Raw genomic sequence first — 22,288 nt, 5'->3', positions numbered from 1 at the left:
TTCATTGTATAGACAAAAGGCATTATACAATGAACCGGTTATTCGACACAATTTAAACACCTTTTTTGTTACTCCAGAGTAAAGTGTGTAATTGAGGCAATACATATACATTATTCATATCATTACTTACCATTACTCGATCTACAAGCGTTTCGTATAATGATAGTAATTTTTCTGTATGTGCTTCGACATACTCGCCATCTAAGTAGGGGTTACCAACTTGTAGATAAAAAGGGGTATCGGGATACCGGTGATGAATCATTTTAGCAAACTCATAATCATCATCATCAAAAATAACAACTTTTAGATTTAGTGTTTCTGGGACACATTTTGCAATAACGTCATCTAAGATAGGTAAGTTTGGCTTCATCATTGAACTAGGTGGTTTAGGGCTAATCGTTAAATCATCAATTTGTGTCATCCATGGTTGGAATTTACTACCTTGTGTTTCTAAGGCGCTTTGTATACCTTTTTCTTCAAACAAATCCACTAAGCCCTGAATTCCTCTGATTAAAGCAGGGTTGCCACCAGAAATGGTCACGTGATTAAACGACTCACCAGCAAGGTCATATAATGCCGCATAAATTTCTTCAGCATTCATCATACGTATATCTTCTTTTGCACTGCCATCCCATGTAAAACTAGAATCACACCAGCTACATCGGTAATCGCACCCAGCTGTACGTACAAACATCGTCTTACGACCAATGACACGACCTTCGCCCTGAATGGTTGGGCCAAAAATTTCAAGAACAGGAATTTTACTCATGATTTAACTCCTTTGGTCTAAATATGACATAACTCGTTGGTGTTTCTCTTACATAAACTTGTAAGCATTGTGGTTGATTGGCTCTTTCGTTTAAAGAGGTTTGCACCATTTCGTAAATGGTTTGCGCAACTATTTCTGTGGAAGGGCTTTTATCTTTAAATTGTGGTAATTCATTTAATAAATGGTGATCAAATTGATCATGCACTAACTTTTTCAATTCACTAAAATTCACTAAGAAACCATTATGATCTAAGACGTCCCCACCAATAGTTAAATTTACAAAGTAAGTATGGCCGTGAGTACGCATACATTTTCCAGCGTCATCACTCGGAATATAGTGCGCGGCTGAAAAATTAAAATCTTTATTAAGTTCAAACTGGTAGTTATGGTTAATGCTAGGGTAATGTTGTTGGAACATATTATTTCGCTCCTTTTTCTTCTAAATAAGCGTTTAATCCTCGAGCACGTAGTTTACACGCAGGACACTCGCCACAGCCTTCGCCGACAATACCGTTATAACAAGTTAAAGTTTGATATCTAATATAGTCGAGTACACCCAGCTCATCACTCAATGCCCATGTTTGTTTCTTATCAAGCCACATAAGTGGTGTATGGATGACAAAATATTTATCCATAGAGAGCGAAAGTGTGACGTTCATTGATTTAATAAAACTATCACGACAATCAGGGTAGCCAGAAAAGTCAGTTTCACAAACGCCAGTAATAATATGTTTTGCATTAGTTTGGTATGCCAAAGCCCCAGCAAAAGATAAAAATAATAGGTTACGTGCTGGTACAAAAGTATTTGGTACGCCATCTTCTCCTTCTTCGATATCCATATCATGTTGTGTTAATGCGTTCGGAGTGAGTTGAGATAATAGTGACATATCGAGTACATGGTGTTCAACTTGTTGTTCCTTAGCAATTTGTTTAGCAACTTGGATTTCTGTATCATGTCGTTGACCATATTCGAAAGTGACCAAAGCGACTTCTTCAAAATGTGCTTTAGCCCAAAATAAACATGTCGTACTATCTTGACCGCCGCTAAATACGACGATGGCTTTATTATTGTTTAATGTGCGTTGCGTCATTCTAATTTACACTCCTTAAAATATATTAGCTTTCATATAAATGTTATGACGCCATAAAAAAACGTCTATCTCTATAAAAAAGATAGACGTCGTTCCGGTGTCTAGTTTTTTATAGAGGGTGTCAGCTAGAAACCTCTGTTTCATTTATACCGTGACTAGAATAATACATTTAAGCTGTAAAATCAAGTTAGGATTTGGGATAATGAACATAATAAATGTTTATATAAATACTATTGAGGTGATTTAATGCTACTTGTAATCGATAATAAAGATTCATTCACATATAATATTGTAGATTATCTTAAACAATGCTATGCAAGAGAAGTGTTTGTTATTGATGTTGATGAAGTTGTTATAGATGAGATTTTCGGTATGAAACCAGAAGCGATTGTCATATCGCCAGGGCCAGGCAAGCCAATAGATTATCCTATACTGAACAAAGTGATAGACCGATTTGCCAAACATGTCCCGATTTTAGGTGTTTGTTTAGGATTTCAACTCATAGTTACACATTTCGGCGGTGACATTATAAAAAACAAAAAACCAATTCACGGTCATACAACTTTCATTACGCATAAAGGTACAGACATTTTTAAAGGCTTACCTACGACGTTTTCGGTCATGCGTTATCATTCCTTAATGGCTAACATACATACATTTCCTTCAATACTACGCGCTACAGCTATCAATGATGAAGGTGTTATTATGGCATGTGCACATCAAGATGATGCTGTTTACGGTGTGCAATATCATCCTGAATCAATTTTAAGTGAGTACGGTATAGAACAAATTAAATTATTTATTGAAATTGTGGAGGCATATCATGCAAATAAAGTTTAATTATCGTTATTACATAGATGAAGAACAAAATGAAACATATCAATTGCAACTCACAAAATATTTGCGTAAAAAAATTGCATACCACATTGAAGAGGTAGGAGAAGTTGTACGTTTTGCTGAGACGCATCAAAATAATGGCGATTATGTCGCTTTATATTTGCCTTATGAAGCAGCTACTTACTTCAACAGTCAAATGGCAACTATCGAATCAGAATCTTCATTTATATATGCAGCCGCTTATGTATTTAAACAAGCAAAAAATGAAGGGAAAAAAGTGTGTAATGGATATCAAAAGAAACATCATTTTACCTTCCAATATGCACATGAACAAATGATTAAACACATCAAATGGGTACAACATGCTATAACTGAAGGCAATACATATCAAGTCAATTATACGACAAGGCTAAAAGACGATATACGAGGGCCAATCTCTGAATTGTACCATGTATTGCAAAGAGACAACCATGGTTATTATTCTGCATTAATCGACACAGATGAAGTGCAAATTGCATCATTGTCTCCAGAGCTTTTCTTTCAATACGGACCTTTTAAAAAACAATCTAACACCATTTTAAGCAAACCTATGAAAGGTACAATTGCTAGGGGTAAAACAGAATTAGAAGATCGAGATAATTTAAATCAGTTAATATGTTCCACGAAAGACAGAGCTGAAAATGTAATGATTGTTGATTTATTACGCAATGATATTAGTAGAATTGCTAATACTGGAACGGTGAAAGTCTACAAACCATTTCATATTGAAACATACCAGACAGTCTATCAAATGACCTCCATGGTAACTGGACAGTTGGGACGCCATTTGTCTTTAGAAAGTATATTAAAAGCAATATTCCCATGCGGTTCTATTACTGGTGCGCCGAAACTCAACACAATGACCTATATTAAACAATTAGAACAAACATCTAGAAATGTCTACTGTGGCACAATTGGTTTGTTGTTACCTAGTGGGAAATCTATATTTAATGTACCAATTCGTACAATACAATATATAAACGGAGAAGCAGTATATGGTGTGGGAGCAGGTATTACAATAGATTCCAATCCTGAAGCAGAAGTACAAGAATTTAAAGATAAGACTAAAATATTGGAGAGATTATAATGCAATTATTTGAAACGTTGAAATTAGAAGCAGGAGATTTTTTAAGGTTATCTTATCATCATGACAGAATGAAGCGGTCTGCAGAACACTTTCACATTACATTTCAAGATGAAAGATGGCATGCAATCATTAGAGAAATTAAAGCGTTGTGCTCGAATGACACCTATAGAGTAAAAATATTACTTAATCCAAATGGCGTATTTGATTGCGAGTTAGCAAGTTTACCACCAAAAGATAGCTTTACAGCTAAACTTGTTCAGTTACAGCCTATTCAAGATAACCGTATACTCACAAATAAAACAACAAACAGGGCACATTTAATGCACAATCATGAGACAGATCTCATATTATTATATGATAAAGAAGGTAAAATATTAGAATTTGATATAGGTAATATTATGATTAAAGAGAGAAATGAATTGTATACGCCTGTTTTTGATAACGATTTTTTAAAAGGTTGCAAAAGGCAAGCACTTATAGATGAAGGTAGATTAATTGAAAAAAATTATGATATACAAGAATTTAGAGAAAAATTAAGCCGCCATCAAATAAAGGTTTTTCTAATAAATAGTTTGAGAGAGGTTGCCGATGTTGAAATAAATCTATAGAATATAGAAAGTATAAGAAATATATATTTTTCCATTCTAATGATTGTAGTTAAGGTGTTGAAAAAGCAGTTTACTATAACTCCGCTATCAACATTTAATAAATAAAATGAGATGACGTATTCTAAAATTATAATTAAAACAATATAAATGAAGTAAGACAAATCTTAAAAAATTTAATGTCGGCGAGTGAGGCAAAATAATGATAGTGCTATGGTTTTTATTAATTATTATTCTAAGTGTGCTTACTAAATGGCACGCGAATTATTTAATGAAACAGCAAAAATATTATATTACAAAATTAATAGTCACTATATCATGCGCGATTCAGTTGATATTTATTTACGCTTTAGTCAAAGAAATAATAAGATATTTAACGCAGATATTGAATGTATTTTATCGATAGAAACAATAGATGAGGTGAATTTATGAAGATATACAGTCAAGGTGATCAAGCCATTGTGGTTTCTATAGAAAAAGAGGTTTCTAAGGATTTAACTGAAGACCTACTAGCATTAAAAACATATCTTGTTAATAAAAACTATCCATTTATTACAGAAATTGTACCGACAGAGTCTGATATGATGATTTGCTATGATGCGCGAGATATGATTAAACATCACAACATAAAATCACCATTTCTATACATGAAAGCATTGTTGCAATCTGTAAAGTTAGAAATTAAACATGTAGAAAAAACGGCGGACCCAATACAAATACCTGTAGTATACGGGAGTGATTTTGGGCCTGATTTAGCATCTTTATTAAAATATTATGAAATGGATTTTGATAAATTTGTAAAATTGCATACAGCTCCAAACTACTTTGTGTCAATGATGGGATATTCTCCTGGTTTTCCCTATTTAACTGGTATGGATAAACGTTTATTTGTAAATCATACAGGGGGCAAAAAAGTCTTTATCCCGGCAGGATCAGTAATCATTGAAGGAAAAAAAACAGGCATTACTACAATTGATACGTATGGAGATTGGCTAGTCATCGGTTATACTCCAGTTGAATTATTTAACCCGCATCAATCAGATTTCACTACTCTAAAATTAGGTGATAATGTACAGTTTAACGCAATTACTGAGGAAGCACTGGATTTAGGAGGCTTTGAACCATGTCAATCATAATAGAAAGTGAAGGATTATTCTCTAGTTTCCAAGATTTTGGTCGTAAAGGCTATGAACATAACGGCGTGATTCCTGGAGGTGCTTTAGATCCACTCTCACACGAAATTGCTAATCGTTTAGTAGCTAATGATAAAAATGAAGCTACTTTGGAAATGACAAACAGAATGGCTAGTATTCGTTTTACTGAGTCAACTTTAATTGCACTAAGCGGTGGGAATTTTAAAGCTAAAACAGAACAATTAAAAGTTTTACCAAATAAACTTTATTTAATGGAAAAAGGAGACGTGCTTGAATTTACAGAAACTACACGTACTTCAAGAGTTTATTTAGCCGTAGGTGGGGGCTTCGAGTTAGACGAGTGGTTAGGGTCTGCATCTACAGACTTTATGTCTAAAATAGGAGGATTTCATGGTCGTAGATTAGAAAAAGGCGATGAAATCAACATGAAACGTAACTATACAGAACGTCATTATAAACTTTTTGAAAATCTTGAACATACGCACCAAACGAATTGGGGTATAGACGGTTATGCGCTTTCTTTTAACTATATGTCAGATGTGTTCCATGTCATTAAAAATAAAGGTACAGAAGATTTTGATCAAGATGCATTAAATCGATTCACTTATGGAGAATATAAAGTAACAAGTAAAGCGAATAGAGTAGGGATGTATGTAGAGGGACAGCCTGTTAAAGCATTTTATGAAGACATGCCGGCGCATCAATCTGTTCAAATCGGAACAATCCAAGTGAAAAGAGATGGCACCCCAATCATTTTATTAAACGATCACTACACACTAGGGAGTTACCCCCAAATTGGAACTGTTGCAAGTTATCATTTAACAAAATTAGGGCAGAAACATCCCGGAACTAAATTGAAATTCCAATTTATAGATATCGAAACTGCAGAAAAAAATCTAATAAAATATACGAATTGGTTAAACCAACTATTTCATGGAATTGAGTATAGAATGCAACTAGAGATGTTAAAATAGTTAACGTAGTGTCTTTATAGAATATAGTTGCGCACGAATGCAATACTACAATCACATTTTAACTCACATCAAAATTGAAATTAAAATCATATTACGATAGCTGATACTAATGAGACAAGTCTAAATCAAATTTTATAGAATGGTTTTGCTGTGGTATTTGAGCAACCATAACTAGAAAAAAGAATATAAGCGCTAGGGCTCACATATAAGTTTTGCTTTAAAAGTCTTATATAAATACATTAGCACTTCATTGCTTGAGAGCCAATACCAAAAATTGCCTGGGATATTGCTTATGTTCCAGGCTTTTTATTTAAAGTGTAACTAGCGTTTTATACGTATACTCATGTTAAATGGTTGTTTAACTCAATAGGTATAATCCCTCTTTGATTTAAATAGGTCCATAGTCTGATTAATTCGTCGCATGAAACACGTATAATTATATAGGAAATTTAATTTTTTACTTTAATTTAATCTTGTTTTCATACGCGTTTAACAATGCCTTCATAAAAGGTTTTGATAGGGGTTTTTTATGAAAAAAAGTGTGTTTTTACTTGATATTACTTAAGAATTGCTTTATATTTATTAATTGAACTATAATCGTTTTATTACAAAAATATTACATGGTAAAGTAGTAGTAAAAGCGATGTAAATAACAATCATAATTCTGAACAATAACGTAATTTACAATAAAACACCTATAATTCACAAATTTTTAGAAAATATTTTTAATTAATAGAATTAATTGATCATTGATGAAACAAGTACTCATAAGTGAGATTTGGTTGAATTTAGCTATATAAATTGTAAACCATATTTTTATAAATTTTAACTTTCGCAAATAACGATAAAAGTATAGTTAGAAGATGTTAACTACGAACTAACAATGATTACAAATATATTTTATTGGACTAGGTACTAGGACCAACTTTTATTAATTTATATCGGGGGAACAAACATGAGTCTACACAAAAAGAAATTAACTCTTTTTGCGTTTTTTATCATAACTGTCTTAACAGTTACTGCTAAAACGTATTTTTCATACTATGTTGATTTTTCTTTAGGTGTTAAAGGGTTAGTTCAAAACTTAATCTTATTAATGAATCCATATAGTTTAATCGCTTTAGTATTGAGTATTTTCTTATTTTTCAAAGGTAAGAAAGCCTTTTGGTTTATATTTATAGGTGGTTTTCTTTTAACTTTCCTATTATACGCAAATGTAGTGTATTTTAGATTTTTCTCTGATTTCTTAACATTTAGTACATTAAACCAAGTAGGGAATGTTGAATCAATGGGAGGCGCTGTTTCTGCTTCATTTAAATGGTATGACTTTGCTTACTTTATTGATACAATCATTTATTTATTTATATTAATTTTCAAACAAAAATGGTTAGATAAACGGGTGTTTAGTAAAAAGTTTGTCCCGGTAATCATGGCAGCATCTGTTGCATTGTTCTTCCTGAACCTTGCTTTTGCAGAATCAGATCGTCCAGAATTATTAACACGTACATTTGACCATAAATACTTAGTAAAATACTTAGGCCCGTATAATTTCACAGTTTATGATGGTGTGAAAACAATTCAAAATAATCAACAAAAAGCGTTGGCCAATGAAGATGATTTAACTAAAGTATTGAATTACACAAAACAAAAAAGAACCGAGCCAAACAAAGAATATTTTGGCGCGGCTAAAAAGAAAAATGTGATTAAAATACATTTAGAAAGTTTCCAAACGTTCTTAATTAATAAAAAAGTAAATGGAGAAGAAGTAACGCCATTCTTGAATAAACTTTCAACTGGTAATGAAGGATATAGATATTATCCAAACTTCTTCCATCAAACAGGACAAGGTAAAACTTCTGACTCAGAGTTCACGATGGATAATAGTTTATATGGACTGCCTCAAGGTTCAGCATTCTCACTTAAAGGTGATAATACGTACCAAGCATTGCCAGCTATTTTACATCAACAACAAGGTTATACATCAAGCGTAATGCACGGAGATTATAAAACGTTCTGGAATCGTGACCAAGTATACAGACATTTTGGTATCGATAAATTTTATGATGCGACCTATTATGACATGTCTGAAGAAAATCTTGAAAATTTAGGTCTAAAAGATAAAGAGTTCTTTAAAGAGTCAGCGAATTACCTAGCGAAAGAAAAAGAACCTTTCTATAGCCATTTAATCACATTAACGAACCACTATCCATTTACGTTATCGCCAGAAGACGCGTCAATTGATAAGCCAAATACTGGAGATTCAACTGTAGATGGTTATGTACAAACGGCTAGATATTTAGATGAATCATTAGAAGAGTTTGTCAATGAATTGAAAGAGAAAGGCATCTATGATGATTCTGTTATTATGATTTATGGTGACCATTATGGTATTTCAGAAAACCATAACAAAGCAATGGAAAAATTATTAGGTGAAGAGATTACACCAGCTAAGTTCACTGATTTAAACCGCACAGGCTTCTGGTTGAAAATACCTGGTAAAGAAGGCACTGTAGATAAGACATATGCTGGGCAAGCAGATGTTATGCCTACATTGCTCCATTTGATGGGTATTGACACTAAAAACTATTTAATGATGGGAACGGACTTATTATCAAAAGATCATAATGATACAGTACCATTTAGAAATGGTGATTTTGTTACCAAAGACTATAAATATGTAAATGGTAGAATATACGATAATAAGAATAACGAACCGGTTACTGAAAAACCAAGCGATTTTGATGCACGAAAACAACAAGCTGAAAAAGACTTGGAAATGAGTGACGACGTGATTAACGGTGATTTATTGAGATTTTATGATAATCCCGATTTCGATAAAGTCAAACCATCCCAATATAAATACGAACCAGGACCAAAAGGACAAGAGAAAAAATAGTTAAATGATAAGCCCTCATTCCATTTAAATAATGGATGGGGGCTTAATATTTTATCTGGCATTTTCCTCAGGTTGACTGAAACGTGTGTTTACATAACTATCTTACAAACAAAGATGAGCCGGAGACATAAGGTGCAATGTCTCCGGCTCATTTGTATTATTGGGGCAAGTGGACTGGTCTGAAAATGCGCTTATAAAAATGAATCATTCATGCGATTCACTTAATCTAAACGTTTATCCTAGTCGTTCTTGCCAAAGAGGACAATGAAACCTATTTAGAAAGTGTCATTTCTGTCTAGTTCTTCTTTCTTTGATATTGAAAGCAGGTGATTAAACCTAGAATGATATTTATTGCATACGTTAATAAATTAATTATCAATATCATAGCAGGCTAACAAAGCGTGTAATAAAACCCTCTAATTGAGCCCGGTTCTTTTGTTCAAGTATTGTCATAATACTCCTTTATCCAAGTGCAACATCTAAAATCATCATAATTGTAAAGCCTAACATTAAGCTTAATGTAGCTAAATCAGTGTTATTACTAGCTTGAGAATCTGGGATAAGCTCTTCTACAACAACAAATATCATAGCACCAGCTGCAAACGCAAGTGCATATGGTAACATTGGCGTAATGAATAGAACGGCTGCAGCACCTATAGTAGCGAATATCGGTTCAACAATAGCAGAAGCCTGTCCATAGTTGAAAGCTTTCCATCTTGAAGCGCCAGCTGCTCTAATAGGCATAGAGAGTGCAGCACCTTCCGGAATGTTTTGAATACCGATACCGATAGCTAAACCAAGTGCACCTAACAACGTTGCTTGCCCATTACCAGCTACTACGCCTCCAAAAGCTACACCAATAGAGAGACCTTCTGGTATATTATGTAACGTTATTGCTAATACGAGCAAAGTATTCTTATTGAGTTTTTTAGTTCCTACACCTTCTTGGTATTGGTTCGTATCTTGGGTGTTTGGGTGTATGTGTGGAATAACTAAATCTAAAGCGCGAATGAAAAAACCGCCCAATAAAAAACCGATAGCTGCTGGTGCCCATGCAAAAGCTGATCCTGCACCATAATTGATGGCGGGTTGTAGTAGAGACCAGAAACTTGCAGCAATCATAATGCCTGCAGCAAAACCTTGCATTGAATTAAGTATTTTATCGTTAACTCTTTTGAAAATAAAAACGGCTGCAGCACCTAATGCAGTAAGTAACCAAGTGATGATACCTGCAATTAATGCTTGGATAAAAGGAGGTAAATCTTGGAAAAAATCCGACATAAGCTACGCTCCCTTGTATCATTTGAGTTCAAAAAGGTGTATAATATATAGAACTGAAATTAAGTTTAACAGAATTCATTATAATTTTCGATATTAAAAAGGATGTTGGACGATGGAAGCCTACAAAATTGAACATTTACATAAATCATATGCCGATAAAATCATTTTTGATGATTTACATCTGTCTATTTCTGAAGGTGAGAAAATAGGACTCGTGGGCATAAATGGTACAGGAAAGAGTACGTTATTGAAAGTCATCGCGGGTTTGGATGAAGATTTTGAAGCAGAAATCTCACACCCTAATGCTTACCGCATACGTTATTCATCTCAAAAGCAAGAATTTCAAGATGATTTAACCGTTTTTGAAGCAGTATTAACTTCTGAAACCAAGACGCTTCAAGTGATACGCGCTTATGAAGCTGCCGTAGTACGCTATAGTGAGACACAGAGTGAAACAGATTTCCAAAAAATGATGCAAGCACAGGAAGCGATGGATAATTATCAAGCTTGGGATTATAGTGCTGAAATCAAAACGATTCTATCAAAATTAGGCATCAATGACACAGCTAAAAAAGTGAAAGCATTATCAGGTGGACAACAAAAACGTGTCGGGCTTGCGAAGACACTTATAGAACAACCTGACTTATTATTATTAGATGAGCCTACAAACCATTTAGATTTTGAGTCAATTAATTGGTTAATTAATTATGTAAAACAATACCCTCACACTGTATTGTTTGTTACACATGATCGTTTTTTCTTAAATGAAGTATCATCCCGCATTATTGAATTAGATCGTGGTAAATTAACAACATACCCTGGTAATTATGAGGATTACATTGCGCAACGTGCTGAAAATGAAGTCATTGAACAAAAACAACAAGCTAAACAACGTGCTTTATATAAACAAGAATTAGCATGGATGCGTGCAGGTGTAAAGGCACGTTCTACCAAACAGCAAGCACGAAAAAATCGTTTTAAAGATTTAGAGGAAGACGTCAAAAATCAACACCAACAAGATAAAGCTTCCTTAAATCTCGCATATTCAAGATTAGGAAAACAGGTATTCGAACTTGAAGATATATCAAAATGTATAGGCAATAAAACGTTATTTGAACATATCACTGAAATTATTAAAAATGGACAACAAATTGGTATTGTCGGTCCCAATGGTGCAGGTAAAACGACATTGCTGAATATTTTAAACGGTGATGACCAATCATTTGAAGGGGTATTAAAAGTTGGTCAAACTGTCAAAATTGCTTATTTTAAACAAACCGAAGAGCGCATGGATAGAGATATTAGAATGATTGATTACTTAAGAGAAGAGAGTGAAGTGGCTAAAGAAAAAGATGGCACGGCAGTTTCTGTTACACAACTATTAGAGCGTTTCCTATTTCCAAGTACTACACATGGAAAGAAAGTGTATAAACTATCTGGTGGAGAACAAAAGAGGTTATATTTATTAAAATTACTCGTACATCAACCGAATGTTTTATTATTAGATGAACCAACTAATGATTTAGATACTGAAACTTTAACGATTTTAGAAGATTATATTGCTACTTTTGGTGGCACTGTAATCACCGTGAGCCACGACAGATACTTTTTAAATAAAGTTGCTCAAGAATTTTGGTATATCCATGATGGAAAGATGGATCGTATCATAGGCAGTTTTGAAGATTATGAAGCGTACCAAAAAGATTTAGAAAAACAACAAGCGCAAGAAAAACAACAAACGAAAGCCAAATCAACGCATGAAAAGAAACAGAAAAAAGGTTTATCTTATAAAGAGAAAAAGGAATATGAAACAATTATAGAACGTATTGAAACAACTGAGCATAGATTAGAAGCAATTGAGCAAGAAATGGTAGAAGCAAGTTCTGATTATGCTAAAGTAAAAGAATTAAATGAAGAACAACAAAGACTCAATGCTTTATACGAAGCAGATATAACAAGATGGAGCGAACTTGAAGAACTAAAAGAACAATGAGGGATTTTATAACATGGAAGCAACGTTATCACATTATTTTGGCTATGACACCTTTCGTCCAGGTCAAAAAGAAATAATAACTAAAGTAATGGATCATCATAATGTACTTGGCGTTTTACCAACTGGTGGGGGAAAATCAATTTGTTATCAAGTACCAGGATTAATGTTAGGCGGCACAACAATCGTAATCAGCCCTTTAATCTCGTTGATGAAAGACCAAGTTGATCAATTAAAGGCCATGGGTATTAACGCAGCATATTTAAATAGTAGTTTGACGCAAAAGCAACAAAAACAAATTGAAGCGCAATTAAAAAATGGAGAAATCCAATTCCTATATGTCGCACCGGAACGCTTCGACAATGCTTACTTTATGCGTTTGTTACAGCAGTTAGAAATATACCTGGTCGCATTTGATGAAGCACACTGTATTTCAAAATGGGGCCATGATTTTAGACCAAGTTACCAAGAAGTCATTCACAAAGTTTTTACTTTACCACAAGATTTTACAATTGTAGCGCTGACAGCAACAGCCACGATTGAAGTGCAAAAAGATATTATGGATCGCTTGAATATCGACAAACAAGATGAAATTAAAACAAGCACGAAACGTCGTAATTTAGTGTTTCAAGTTAATCCTACATATCAACGACAAAAATTTGTTTTAGAATACGTTGCAGATCATAGTAAAGAAGCAGGTATTATTTATTGTTCAACACGAAAACAAGTGGAAGAATTGCACGAAGCGCTTGAGAATCATAAGGTTAATAGCACTATTTATCACGCCGGTTTATCAAATAAAGAACGCGAAGCGGCACAAAATGACTTTGTATACGACCGTGTTCGCGTGGTCGTGGCGACTAATGCTTTTGGTATGGGGATTGACAAATCCAATGTGCGGTTTGTTATTCATTATAATATGCCTGGGGATTTAGAGTCGTATTATCAAGAAGCAGGCCGTGCAGGTCGTGACGGTCTAAAAAGTGATTGTATTCTTTTATTCAGTGATAGAGATATCGGTTTGCACCAGTACTTTATTTCATCATCGAAGGCAGACGATGACTATAAAGAAAAAATGGGTGAAAAATTGAGTAAAATGCTTCTCTATACAAAGACTAAAAAATGTTTAGAAGCAACCTTGGTTCATTATTTTGAGCCAAATGAAAAACTTGAAGAATGTGGCCAATGTAGTAACTGCGTTAGGGAAAATAAAACGTACGATATGACTAATGAGGCTAAGATGATTGTGAGTTGTATTGCGCGTATGAAGCAACAAGAAAGTTATAGTGTTATCATACAAGTCTTAAGAGGTGAAGATTCTGATTACATTCGCTACTGTGATTACAATCAATTGTCAACGCATGGTATTATGAAAAACTATACAACGTCAGAACTCAGCCATCTTATTGACGAATTACGATTTAAAGGGTTTTTAAATGAACATGATGAAATATTAATTTGTGATGTTTCTGTTAAAGAATTATTGAATAATGAGGTTGCGATTTACACGACGCCGTTTAAACGTAAATCAAAAGAAAAAGTAAATATTAATACAGTTGAAGGTGTTGACCGTGCGTTATTTGATGAATTGATTGATGTTCGTAAACAATTAAGTGAAAAATTAGACATTCCACCTGTGAGTATATTTTCAGATTTTACTTTAGAAGAGTTTGCAAAAAGAAAACCAGAATCCAAACAAGAAATGATATTGATTGATGGCGTTGGAAGTTATAAATTAAAACACTATTGCCCCATATTTTTAGATACCATCCAATCATATAAAGCTCAAATCTAATTGAGCAGATAATTGTTTTTCGAATATATAAACGTATATACTTACTTTTAATGATATTAAGATTTATTATTTTGGAATTATTGAAAAAGCGAAGTTAATTTGACAACTATAGGTATACTATGCGAATACAAATGCAATAGTTATATTGGTTAGTTGAGAATTAACTTCTTTTTTATACTAGATTATAGAAATAATAAGATTAACTTGTTAGCAAATAGGTTATGTGATTAATATATGTATTTATTTTAAAGAGATAGTGAAGTGCTATGAATAGAGTGAGGGTGACAAAGTGATAGAATTTAAAAACGTAGTAAAACGTTATGGGGATAAAACAGCTGTAGATAATCTCAGTTTTAATATAGACGAGGGTGAATTTTTTGTTTTAATTGGTCCTTCAGGTTGTGGAAAAACGACCACGCTAAAAATGATCAATCGCTTAATTTCATTAACAGAAGGGTATATTTATTTCAAAGATAAACCGATAAGTGATTACCCTGTTTATGAAATGCGCTGGGACATAGGTTATGTGTTACAACAAATCGCATTGTTCCCCCATTTAACCATCAAAGAAAATATTGCACAAGTACCGCAAATGAAAAAATGGAAAGAAGCAGATATTGATAAACGTATAGATGAATTAATGGATATGGTCGGATTAGAACCAGAAGTATACAAAGATAGAAAACCGGATGAGTTGTCAGGAGGCCAACAACAACGTGTTGGTGTAGTGCGTGCTTTAGCGGCTGATCCTCCAGTTATTTTAATGGATGAACCGTATAGTGCCCTAGACCCAATCAGTAGAGAGAAGCTGCAAGATGACTTAATTGAATTACAACAAAAAATTAAAAAAACAATTGTTTTCGTAACGCATGATATACAAGAAGCCATGAAACTGGGTGACAGAATTTGTTTGTTAGACAAAGGACATGTCGAACAAATAGATACTCCAGAAAATATGGTTAACCATCCTAAAAGTGATTTTGTAAAACAGTTTATTGGGGATAAAGTGCCAAAAATAGAAAAAGATATCAAATTATCAGAACTTATCGGTGATTTAACGATTAGTGAATCAGAGGCAACACAAGGGTATCCAATTGTTAGTAGTAATCAATCAGTTAAAAATATTTATAGTGATTTGGCAAACCATGAAGCTATTATTATTGACGATGAAGCGACTGCTACACAACATGTGCTTAAACGAGAAGATATGTTCCAATATCTGTCGAAACGTACGGGGGGTAGTGATAAATGAATGAATTGATCAATACGCTTTTAGACCGTAAGGGACAATTATTAACTACGATATTAGAACATATACAGATATCTTTTATCGCGCTACTTATCGCTGCAGTAATTGGTGTTCCACTTGGTATTTTGCTAACAAAAACAGATAAGATCTCTGAAATTGTGATGAATATTGCAGCAGTATTGCAAACAATACCATCATTAGCATTATTAGGGTTGATGATACCATTGTTTGGCATTGGGAAGGTTCCCGCAGTCATTGCATTAGTTGTTTATGCATTATTGCCGATATTAAGAAATACATATACAGGCATTAGTGAGGTAGATAGCTCACTAATAGAAGCTGCAAAAGGTATCGGTATGAAACCAGGGCGAAGACTAACGAAAGTAGAATTACCATTAGCGACCCCAGTAATTATGGCAGGTATTAGAACGGCTATGGTGCTTATAATAGGAACTGCTACGTTGGCAGCTTTAATAGGTGCTGGGGGTTTAGGTGATTTAATTCTTTTAGGTATTGATAGAAATGATACATCACTTATAATCATTGGTGCTATTCCTGCCGCTTTATTAGCGATCCTATTTGATTTAGTTCTGCGTTATATGCAAAAAATTTCTTACAAAAAATTACTTATTTCTCTCGGTTCAATGGTCGTCATATTGCTATTAGTTATTGTTGGACCAATGCTTGCACAAAAAGGTGATAAGATTACATTAGCAGGTAAACTTGGTTCAGAACCATCCGTAATTACAAATATGTATAAGATTTTAATTGAAGATGAAACAGATAACACAGTTGAAGTTAAAGATGGTATGGGGAAAACCACATTCCTTTTCAACGCATTGAAATCTGATGATATCGATGGTTATCTAGAATTTACAGGAACTGTGCTTGGAGAATTAACGAAAGAAGATTTAAAATCTAAGCAAGAAGATAAAGTATATAATCAAGCTAAATCGAGTTTAGAAGATAAATATGATATAACAATGTTGAAGCCAATGAAATACAATAATACTTATTCATTAGCGGTAAAAAAAGATTTTGCAGAAAAACATGACCTCAAAACAATAGGTGATTTGAATAAAGTGAGCGATCAGATTAAACCTGGTTTTACGTTAGAGTTTAACGACCGTAGTGATGGCTATCCAGCAGTTAAAAAAGCATATGATTTAAATGTTGGTAAAGCGAAGACAATGGAACCAAAATTAAGATATCAAGCAGTTGAAAGCGGCGATATTAATTTAATAGACGCATATTCAACTGATGCTGAGTTAAAGCAATATGATATGGTTATACTAGAGGATGATAAAAAAGTATTCCCTCCATATCAAGGCGCTCCAATGTTTAAAACGTCGTATTTAGAATCTCATCCTGAAATAAAAGCACCACTGAATAAACTGGAAGATAAAATTTCTGATGAAGATATGCAACAAATGAATTATGAAGTTACAGTAAAAAAACAAGATCCATATCAGGTAGCGAAAAATTATCTAGAAAAACATGATTTAGTGGATTAACTCATAGATATATACAAGTTCAATGAAACCTTTATTAGCTAGAAAATAAGCGGGTTCATTTGAACTTGTATTTATTTTTGGTGTACAACTCTGGTTTTATAAATAAAGGCGCATTGATTTTCAATAGGCATAAGGTTTATAATAGTTACTAAGTTTTGAAATTTCTGTAAATTTAAGGAGGCCCGAACTAACAATGAAAAAACAAATTGAACAATTATCAGCATACCAACCAGGCTTATCACCTAGAGCATTAAAAGAACAATACGGGATTGAAGGTGAGTTGTATAAATTAGCCTCTAACGAAAACTTGTATGGACCATCTCCAAAAGTAAAAGAAGCAATTAAAAATCATTTAGATGAATTGCAATTTTACCCTGAAACGGGTTCTCCGTTAATTAAAGAAGCAATAAGTAAGCATTTAAACGTTGATCCTGCACGTATTTTATTTGGCGCAGGGCTAGATGAAGTTATATTGATGATTTCGCGTGCTGTGCTAACAGCAGGGGATAAAATCGTCACAAGTGAGATGACTTTTGGCCAATATTATCATAATGCAATTGTAGAATCGGCAGACGTTGTGCAAGTACCTTTAAAAGAAGGCGGATTTGATTTAGAAGGTATCTTATCCGAAGTTGACGATAATACCAAATTAGTATGGCTATGTAATCCGAACAACCCTACTGGTACATATTTTACACATAATGAATTAAAAAGTTTCTTAGAACGTGTGCCAAGTCATATTCCAGTAATTATTGATGAGGCTTATGTCGAATTCGTAACGGCTGAAGATTTTCCTAATTCATTAGCATTACAAGAAGCATTCTCGAATGCCTTCTTACTTAGAACTTTCTCTAAAGCATATGGCTTAGCAGGTATGCGTATCGGTTATGTTGTTGCTGCCCAAGAAGCTATTGAGAAATGGAATATCATTCGTCCACCATTTAACGTAGGGCGTCTATCAGAACATGCTGCACTAGCAGCATTGGCAGACCAAGATTATTTAACTTCTATTCGTGAAAAAAATGCACGAGAAAGAACTAAATTTTTTAATTTAGTGAAAAGTGATCGATTAAACCCAAGTCAAACGAATTTCATTTTTGTGCATACATCTAAGCCACACGAATTATATGAAGCATTATTAAAAGTAGGATGTATTACAAGAGAATTTCCTAACGGTGTTAGAATTACAATAGGATTCCCAGAACAAAATGATAAAATGATTGAAGTTTTAAATAACTTTAATCTATAAAACTTTAAATATAAAAATAAAACGCTCAACGAACTCAAATATATTAACGCCATAGTATAGATATATAATTGCTGTAAGATTATATGAGAAAGCTATATATAAATTTGGTTTAGTTGAGCGTTTTTTGCTATACTGTTAGTGATTCATAGCGCAATAATGTGATAGGATACAAGATTAGCACATTAGAATAATTGAGGAATGAGATTTTAAAAGGGAGTAGAGTATTAGATGACAAGAAAATCAATTGCTATTGATATGGATGAAGTGCTTGCTGATACAGTAGGCGCACTTATTGAAGATGTAAATAAACGTACAGATTTGGGAATTACGTATGACATGTTAGATGGCAAGAAATTAAGACACGCAATGCCAGAACATGATGGCTTACTACATGAAATTTTACGCGAGCCAGGTTTTTTCAAAAAATTAAAAGTAATGGCACATTCGCAAAAAGTAGTTAAAAAACTTACTGAACATTACGATGTATTTATTGCTACTGCTGCGATGGATGTCCCGACTTCATTTCATGACAAGTATGCATGGTTAAGAGAATATTTTCCGTTTTTAGACCCACAGCATTTTGTATTTTGCGGTCGCAAAGATATCGTTAATGCAGATTATTTAATCGATGACAATCCGCGCCAACTCGCGATATTTACTGGTAAATCAATCATGTACACAGCTTCACATAACGTGAATGATGACAGGTTTACACGGGTGAATAATTGGTATGATGTGGAGCAATATTTCTTAGGCGATAGCGAATATAACATTTAAGATAGACAAGATAAAAAGTAGTTATAAATCATTATCTAGAAATAGAAGTTTTTTATAACCAGTCAAATAGATATCAGTTAAACAGAAATTTAACTTTTTATAAGATATTTATTATCTAACTCAAACAAAGAGCGATGAAACAATCTGTAATGTAGATGTTTTTATCGCTCTTGTTAATGTGATAATAAGTTTAATCATCATATTGTTCTTTTTTATTAGCAGGCAAGGTTAAAATTTTAATTGCGTTAGGTATTATTTCAATATTAATGGGCGTTTTCAATGCAATTTCTCCATCGATATCGACCTTTATTTGAGGTTCAGTTTCTATGGATATCTTTTTAGATAAGAGATGTTGAATACCGTCTGTCATATGATTCCAATTCATGCTGTCTCTTTGTTTAAATATATCACTTAGGACGCTTGAACTATGTTCTTCAAAAATAAATAAATTTAAATACCCATCATTAGGAGAAAGGTCTGTTAAAGGTATGCGACTGCCACCTATGAATAAGCCATTTGCAACGACAAGCATCGCTGTATTACCATCAATGACTGTATCATCTACTGTCAATTTGTAGTCAAAGTGTTCTGGGTTAAGCAATGTTTTAACAGTAGAACTTACATAACTCAATTTACCAAAGAGATCTTTGTTACCGTTTTGAACATTTTCAGCATTTTGCACAATGAGTCCCAATCCCGCAAAGTTTAATGCGTATTGGTCATTAATTTTCATAACATCGTAGGATTGCAACTCTGATTGGATAAGTTGTTGGCTAGCGGTTTTATGACGTGGGCTTATGTTTAACGTTTTAACAAAGTCATTAAATGTACCACCAGGGATAATACCGATAGGGACATCCAATTCATGTTGCATGATGCCGTTTACTAATTCATTTATTGTCCCGTCTCCACCTAGAATAAAGATAATATCAACATCATCACTGTAACTTTGGTTTTTAATCTTTTGACAATATTGAATAATATCTCCTTCATTTTCACTTAATTGTATAGAAAGATGTTTGCAAAATGTAGTTAACGACGTTGCAACATCTCCTAATCCTCTATAAATATCTTTAATACCGCTTTGTTCATGATAAAATAAGACACCGTGTTTGAATTTATTACTTTCCAATTGAGTCACCATATTCCTTTGAATTTTGTTTTCTCCTAAACTTTACCCCAAATTTACTAGATGTAAATATAAAAAGAAGGAGCAGGTCAAAAATCATTTTAGGAAAAAGTGATTTTTGTACCGCTCCCTCGAACTTATTATTTAATGCCACGCATGCCTTTTACAATTTTTGGTACAAAAGCTAAAATAATTAAGCTGACTACGATTGCGATGCAACCTAAGAGTAAGAAATAGTTTTTGTAACCAAGGGGATCAATTAATTTAACTAAAGTTCCGTTAATTGCTTGAGCACAAGCATTAGTTAATAACCATAAGCTCATCATTTGTGTGTTGAAAGCTTTTGGTGCAAGTTTTACTGCTGCACTGTTACCAGTTGGTGATAAACATAGCTCACCAATGACACAAATGATATAAGATAAAATAACCCAGTTAACGCTGATCGATGCACCGCCTGAAGCATGACCGATAGAGCCAATCATTATGTAAGAAGCGCCGGCTAACAGTGCACCTAAAACAAATTTTGTTGCAAGACTTGGTTGGCGTCGAGCCATTTTAGCCCATATGAGTGAAACAACTGGCGCGAGCAACACGATAAATAATGGGTTAATGGATTGGAAAAGTGCAGGACCAAAGTCTGCTGTCCATCCAAATATATTTAATTTCATATCACTGCTTTCAAAAGCAAATAAGTTAAGTACGTTAGCGCCTTGTTCTTGAATTGACCAGAATACAACACCAAGAATAAATAAAGGTATAAACGCAATAACTCTTGAACGCTCGTCATCAGTTACTTCTTTGCTTCGAATCATAATTGTGAAATAAATGATAGGTAACGCTACACCTAGTATAAGTACAGTTGTACTGACTAAGCTAAATGACAGTGTACCTGTTAATCCAGTAATTAATACCACCACTGCTATAATAACGATGATAGCGGCAAATAAAAGTCCATATTTCTTTTTCTCACTTTTGCTTAATGGATTTGATGGTTTTGTACCGATTGGCCCAATATTTTTTTTGTTAAAAAACATATACCAAACAAGTCCAAGTGCCATACCAATTGCAGCGATTAAGAAACCACCATGGAAATTACCAGTTTGCACGAATTGATCTAAGATAATTGGTGAAATTAATGCACCTAAGTTCACTGACATATAGAATATAACAAATCCAGCATCGATACGTGTATCTCTATCTGGATACAATCTGCCAACAATATTGGAAATACTTGGTTTCATTAAACCAGAACCTACGATAATGAAGAACATAGAAATAAATAATCCAGCAATATCTAAAGGTAAGCTTAAGAAAATATGACCGATAATAATGAGCACACCACCATAAAACGTTGCAGCACGTGTACCAGTAATCCTATCGGAAATCCATCCGCCAAGCACAGATGTCATATAAATTAACGCACCATATACAGCCATAATAGACTGAGCAGTGCCTTTGTCCATACCTAATCCGCCATCTTTAATAGCGAAATACATATAGAAAATAAGTAGGGCACGCATACCGTAGTAGCTGAACCTCTCCCAAAATTCAACAAAGAATAAAACGCCTAGCCCTTTAGGGTGTCCAAAAAATCCTTTCTGTGGAATAGATTGAACAGCTTGTTCATGGGCTTTATCTTGATTTTGCATAAGCAACATTCCCCGTCCTTTCTTGCTCCCAATAAGAATGTATAAAAATGATTTTACGCTTAATCAAATTAAATTGCAATAATATTCTCAAAACAACAATATTCAAAATATTCAGTTATTTATGTAGGGAATATAATAATAAATTTATATTCATATAAATTAAAGTTATTAAATAGTATAGTTACAAAAAAATAGGCAAAGCA

General features: G+C 33.6%; 19 protein-coding genes. 13 read left to right on the top strand and 6 right to left on the bottom strand.

Translation table 11 applies throughout. The features are described 5' to 3' along the window. Positions 1-52: 52 nt before the first annotated feature. Genes queE through queC form a run of 3 tightly spaced genes read right to left on the bottom strand, consistent with a single transcriptional unit; the run spans position 53 to position 1,860 of the window. Complete coding sequence (gene queE, locus KA894_RS06025) at positions 53-769, bottom strand: 7-carboxy-7-deazaguanine synthase QueE (RefSeq protein WP_115342361.1); 717 nt, start codon at positions 767-769, stop codon at positions 53-55. After that, positions 762-1,187: a 6-carboxytetrahydropterin synthase QueD gene (gene queD, locus KA894_RS06020; protein ID WP_096810724.1), complete on the bottom strand. Its 426-nt coding sequence runs from the start codon at positions 1,185-1,187 to the stop codon at positions 762-764. Before queD ends, queE begins: the two co-directional genes overlap by 8 nt. Position 1,188: 1 nt before the next feature. Then, a complete protein-coding gene (queC, locus tag KA894_RS06015) occupies positions 1,189-1,860 on the bottom strand; it encodes a 7-cyano-7-deazaguanine synthase QueC (RefSeq protein ID WP_115342360.1) in 672 nt (223 codons plus the stop codon). Between the two features lie 246 nt (positions 1,861-2,106). Here queC and KA894_RS06010 point away from each other — a divergent pair, with 246 nt between their 5' ends. From KA894_RS06010 to ltaS, 7 genes are all read left to right on the top strand, one after another. After that, positions 2,107-2,700 carry an anthranilate synthase component II gene (locus KA894_RS06010; protein ID WP_103373314.1) on the top strand — a complete coding sequence of 198 codons (594 nt, stop codon included), beginning with the start codon at positions 2,107-2,109 and terminating at the stop codon, positions 2,698-2,700. Beyond that, positions 2,684-3,823, top strand: a complete 1,140-nt coding sequence (pabB, locus tag KA894_RS06005) for an aminodeoxychorismate synthase component I (protein WP_210133835.1) — start codon at positions 2,684-2,686, stop codon at positions 3,821-3,823. Before KA894_RS06010 ends, pabB begins: the two co-directional genes overlap by 17 nt. Further along, positions 3,823-4,431: an aminotransferase class IV gene (locus KA894_RS06000; protein WP_119488012.1), complete on the top strand. Its 609-nt coding sequence runs from the start codon at positions 3,823-3,825 to the stop codon at positions 4,429-4,431. The genes pabB and KA894_RS06000 overlap by 1 nt, the downstream gene beginning before the upstream one ends. Before the next feature lie 249 nt (positions 4,432-4,680). Continuing rightward, positions 4,681-4,860 (top strand): hypothetical protein, encoded by a 180-nt coding sequence (locus tag KA894_RS05995; protein WP_157772557.1) that lies wholly within the window; start codon positions 4,681-4,683, stop codon positions 4,858-4,860. Next, a complete protein-coding gene (locus KA894_RS05990; RefSeq protein ID WP_096810718.1) occupies positions 4,857-5,564 on the top strand; it encodes a 5-oxoprolinase subunit B family protein in 708 nt (235 codons plus the stop codon). The genes KA894_RS05995 and KA894_RS05990 overlap by 4 nt, the downstream gene beginning before the upstream one ends. After that, entirely contained in the window at positions 5,552-6,556 is a 1,005-nt protein-coding gene (locus tag KA894_RS05985; protein WP_103373317.1) for a 5-oxoprolinase subunit C family protein, read from the top strand. Before KA894_RS05990 ends, KA894_RS05985 begins: the two co-directional genes overlap by 13 nt. A gap of 955 nt (positions 6,557-7,511) precedes the next feature. Next, on the top strand, positions 7,512-9,452 hold the full coding sequence (gene ltaS / locus KA894_RS05980; RefSeq protein WP_096810716.1) for a polyglycerol-phosphate lipoteichoic acid synthase LtaS: 1,941 nt from the start codon (positions 7,512-7,514) through the stop codon (positions 9,450-9,452). A 462-nt stretch (positions 9,453-9,914) separates the two neighbouring features. Here ltaS and KA894_RS05975 read toward each other — a convergent pair whose 3' ends face one another. Beyond that, a complete protein-coding gene (locus tag KA894_RS05975) occupies positions 9,915-10,733 on the bottom strand; it encodes a ZIP family metal transporter (protein WP_103372535.1) in 819 nt (272 codons plus the stop codon). Between the two features lie 112 nt (positions 10,734-10,845). Between KA894_RS05975 and KA894_RS05970 the strand changes: the two genes are divergently transcribed. The 6 genes from KA894_RS05970 to KA894_RS05945 all read left to right on the top strand — a co-directional run bounded on the left by KA894_RS05970 (position 10,846) and on the right by KA894_RS05945 (position 19,307). After that, on the top strand, positions 10,846-12,726 hold the full coding sequence (locus KA894_RS05970; RefSeq protein WP_103372534.1) for an ABC-F family ATP-binding cassette domain-containing protein: 1,881 nt from the start codon (positions 10,846-10,848) through the stop codon (positions 12,724-12,726). Between the two features lie 13 nt (positions 12,727-12,739). Continuing rightward, positions 12,740-14,518 carry a DNA helicase RecQ gene (recQ, locus tag KA894_RS05965; protein ID WP_119488013.1) on the top strand — a complete coding sequence of 593 codons (1,779 nt, stop codon included), beginning with the start codon at positions 12,740-12,742 and terminating at the stop codon, positions 14,516-14,518. Positions 14,519-14,807: 289 nt separating this feature from the next. Then, positions 14,808-15,770, top strand: a complete 963-nt coding sequence (locus KA894_RS05960; RefSeq protein WP_096810712.1) for an ABC transporter ATP-binding protein — start codon at positions 14,808-14,810, stop codon at positions 15,768-15,770. Beyond that, positions 15,767-17,281, top strand: coding sequence for an ABC transporter permease/substrate-binding protein (locus KA894_RS05955; protein WP_096810711.1), 1,515 nt, complete (start codon positions 15,767-15,769; stop codon positions 17,279-17,281). Before KA894_RS05960 ends, KA894_RS05955 begins: the two co-directional genes overlap by 4 nt. A gap of 193 nt (positions 17,282-17,474) precedes the next feature. Beyond that, complete coding sequence (gene hisC, locus KA894_RS05950; RefSeq protein ID WP_096810710.1) at positions 17,475-18,530, top strand: histidinol-phosphate transaminase; 1,056 nt, start codon at positions 17,475-17,477, stop codon at positions 18,528-18,530. A 228-nt stretch (positions 18,531-18,758) separates the two neighbouring features. Then, positions 18,759-19,307, top strand: a complete 549-nt coding sequence (locus KA894_RS05945; RefSeq protein ID WP_096810709.1) for a 5' nucleotidase, NT5C type — start codon at positions 18,759-18,761, stop codon at positions 19,305-19,307. Positions 19,308-19,497: 190 nt separating this feature from the next. Here KA894_RS05945 and KA894_RS05940 read toward each other — a convergent pair whose 3' ends face one another. Both KA894_RS05940 and KA894_RS05935 read right to left on the bottom strand, forming a co-directional pair. After that, positions 19,498-20,439: a diacylglycerol/lipid kinase family protein gene (locus tag KA894_RS05940; protein ID WP_096810708.1), complete on the bottom strand. Its 942-nt coding sequence runs from the start codon at positions 20,437-20,439 to the stop codon at positions 19,498-19,500. A 137-nt stretch (positions 20,440-20,576) separates the two neighbouring features. Continuing rightward, a complete protein-coding gene (locus tag KA894_RS05935; RefSeq protein WP_096810707.1) occupies positions 20,577-22,085 on the bottom strand; it encodes a peptide MFS transporter in 1,509 nt (502 codons plus the stop codon). Positions 22,086-22,288 lie beyond the last annotated feature (203 nt).

Source organism: Staphylococcus sp. GDY8P131P (genome assembly GCF_017891975.1).
GTDB classification, from domain to species: Bacteria; Bacillota; Bacilli; order Staphylococcales; family Staphylococcaceae; genus Staphylococcus; species Staphylococcus nepalensis.
This window is presented reverse-complemented; position numbering and strand designations above follow the sequence as displayed.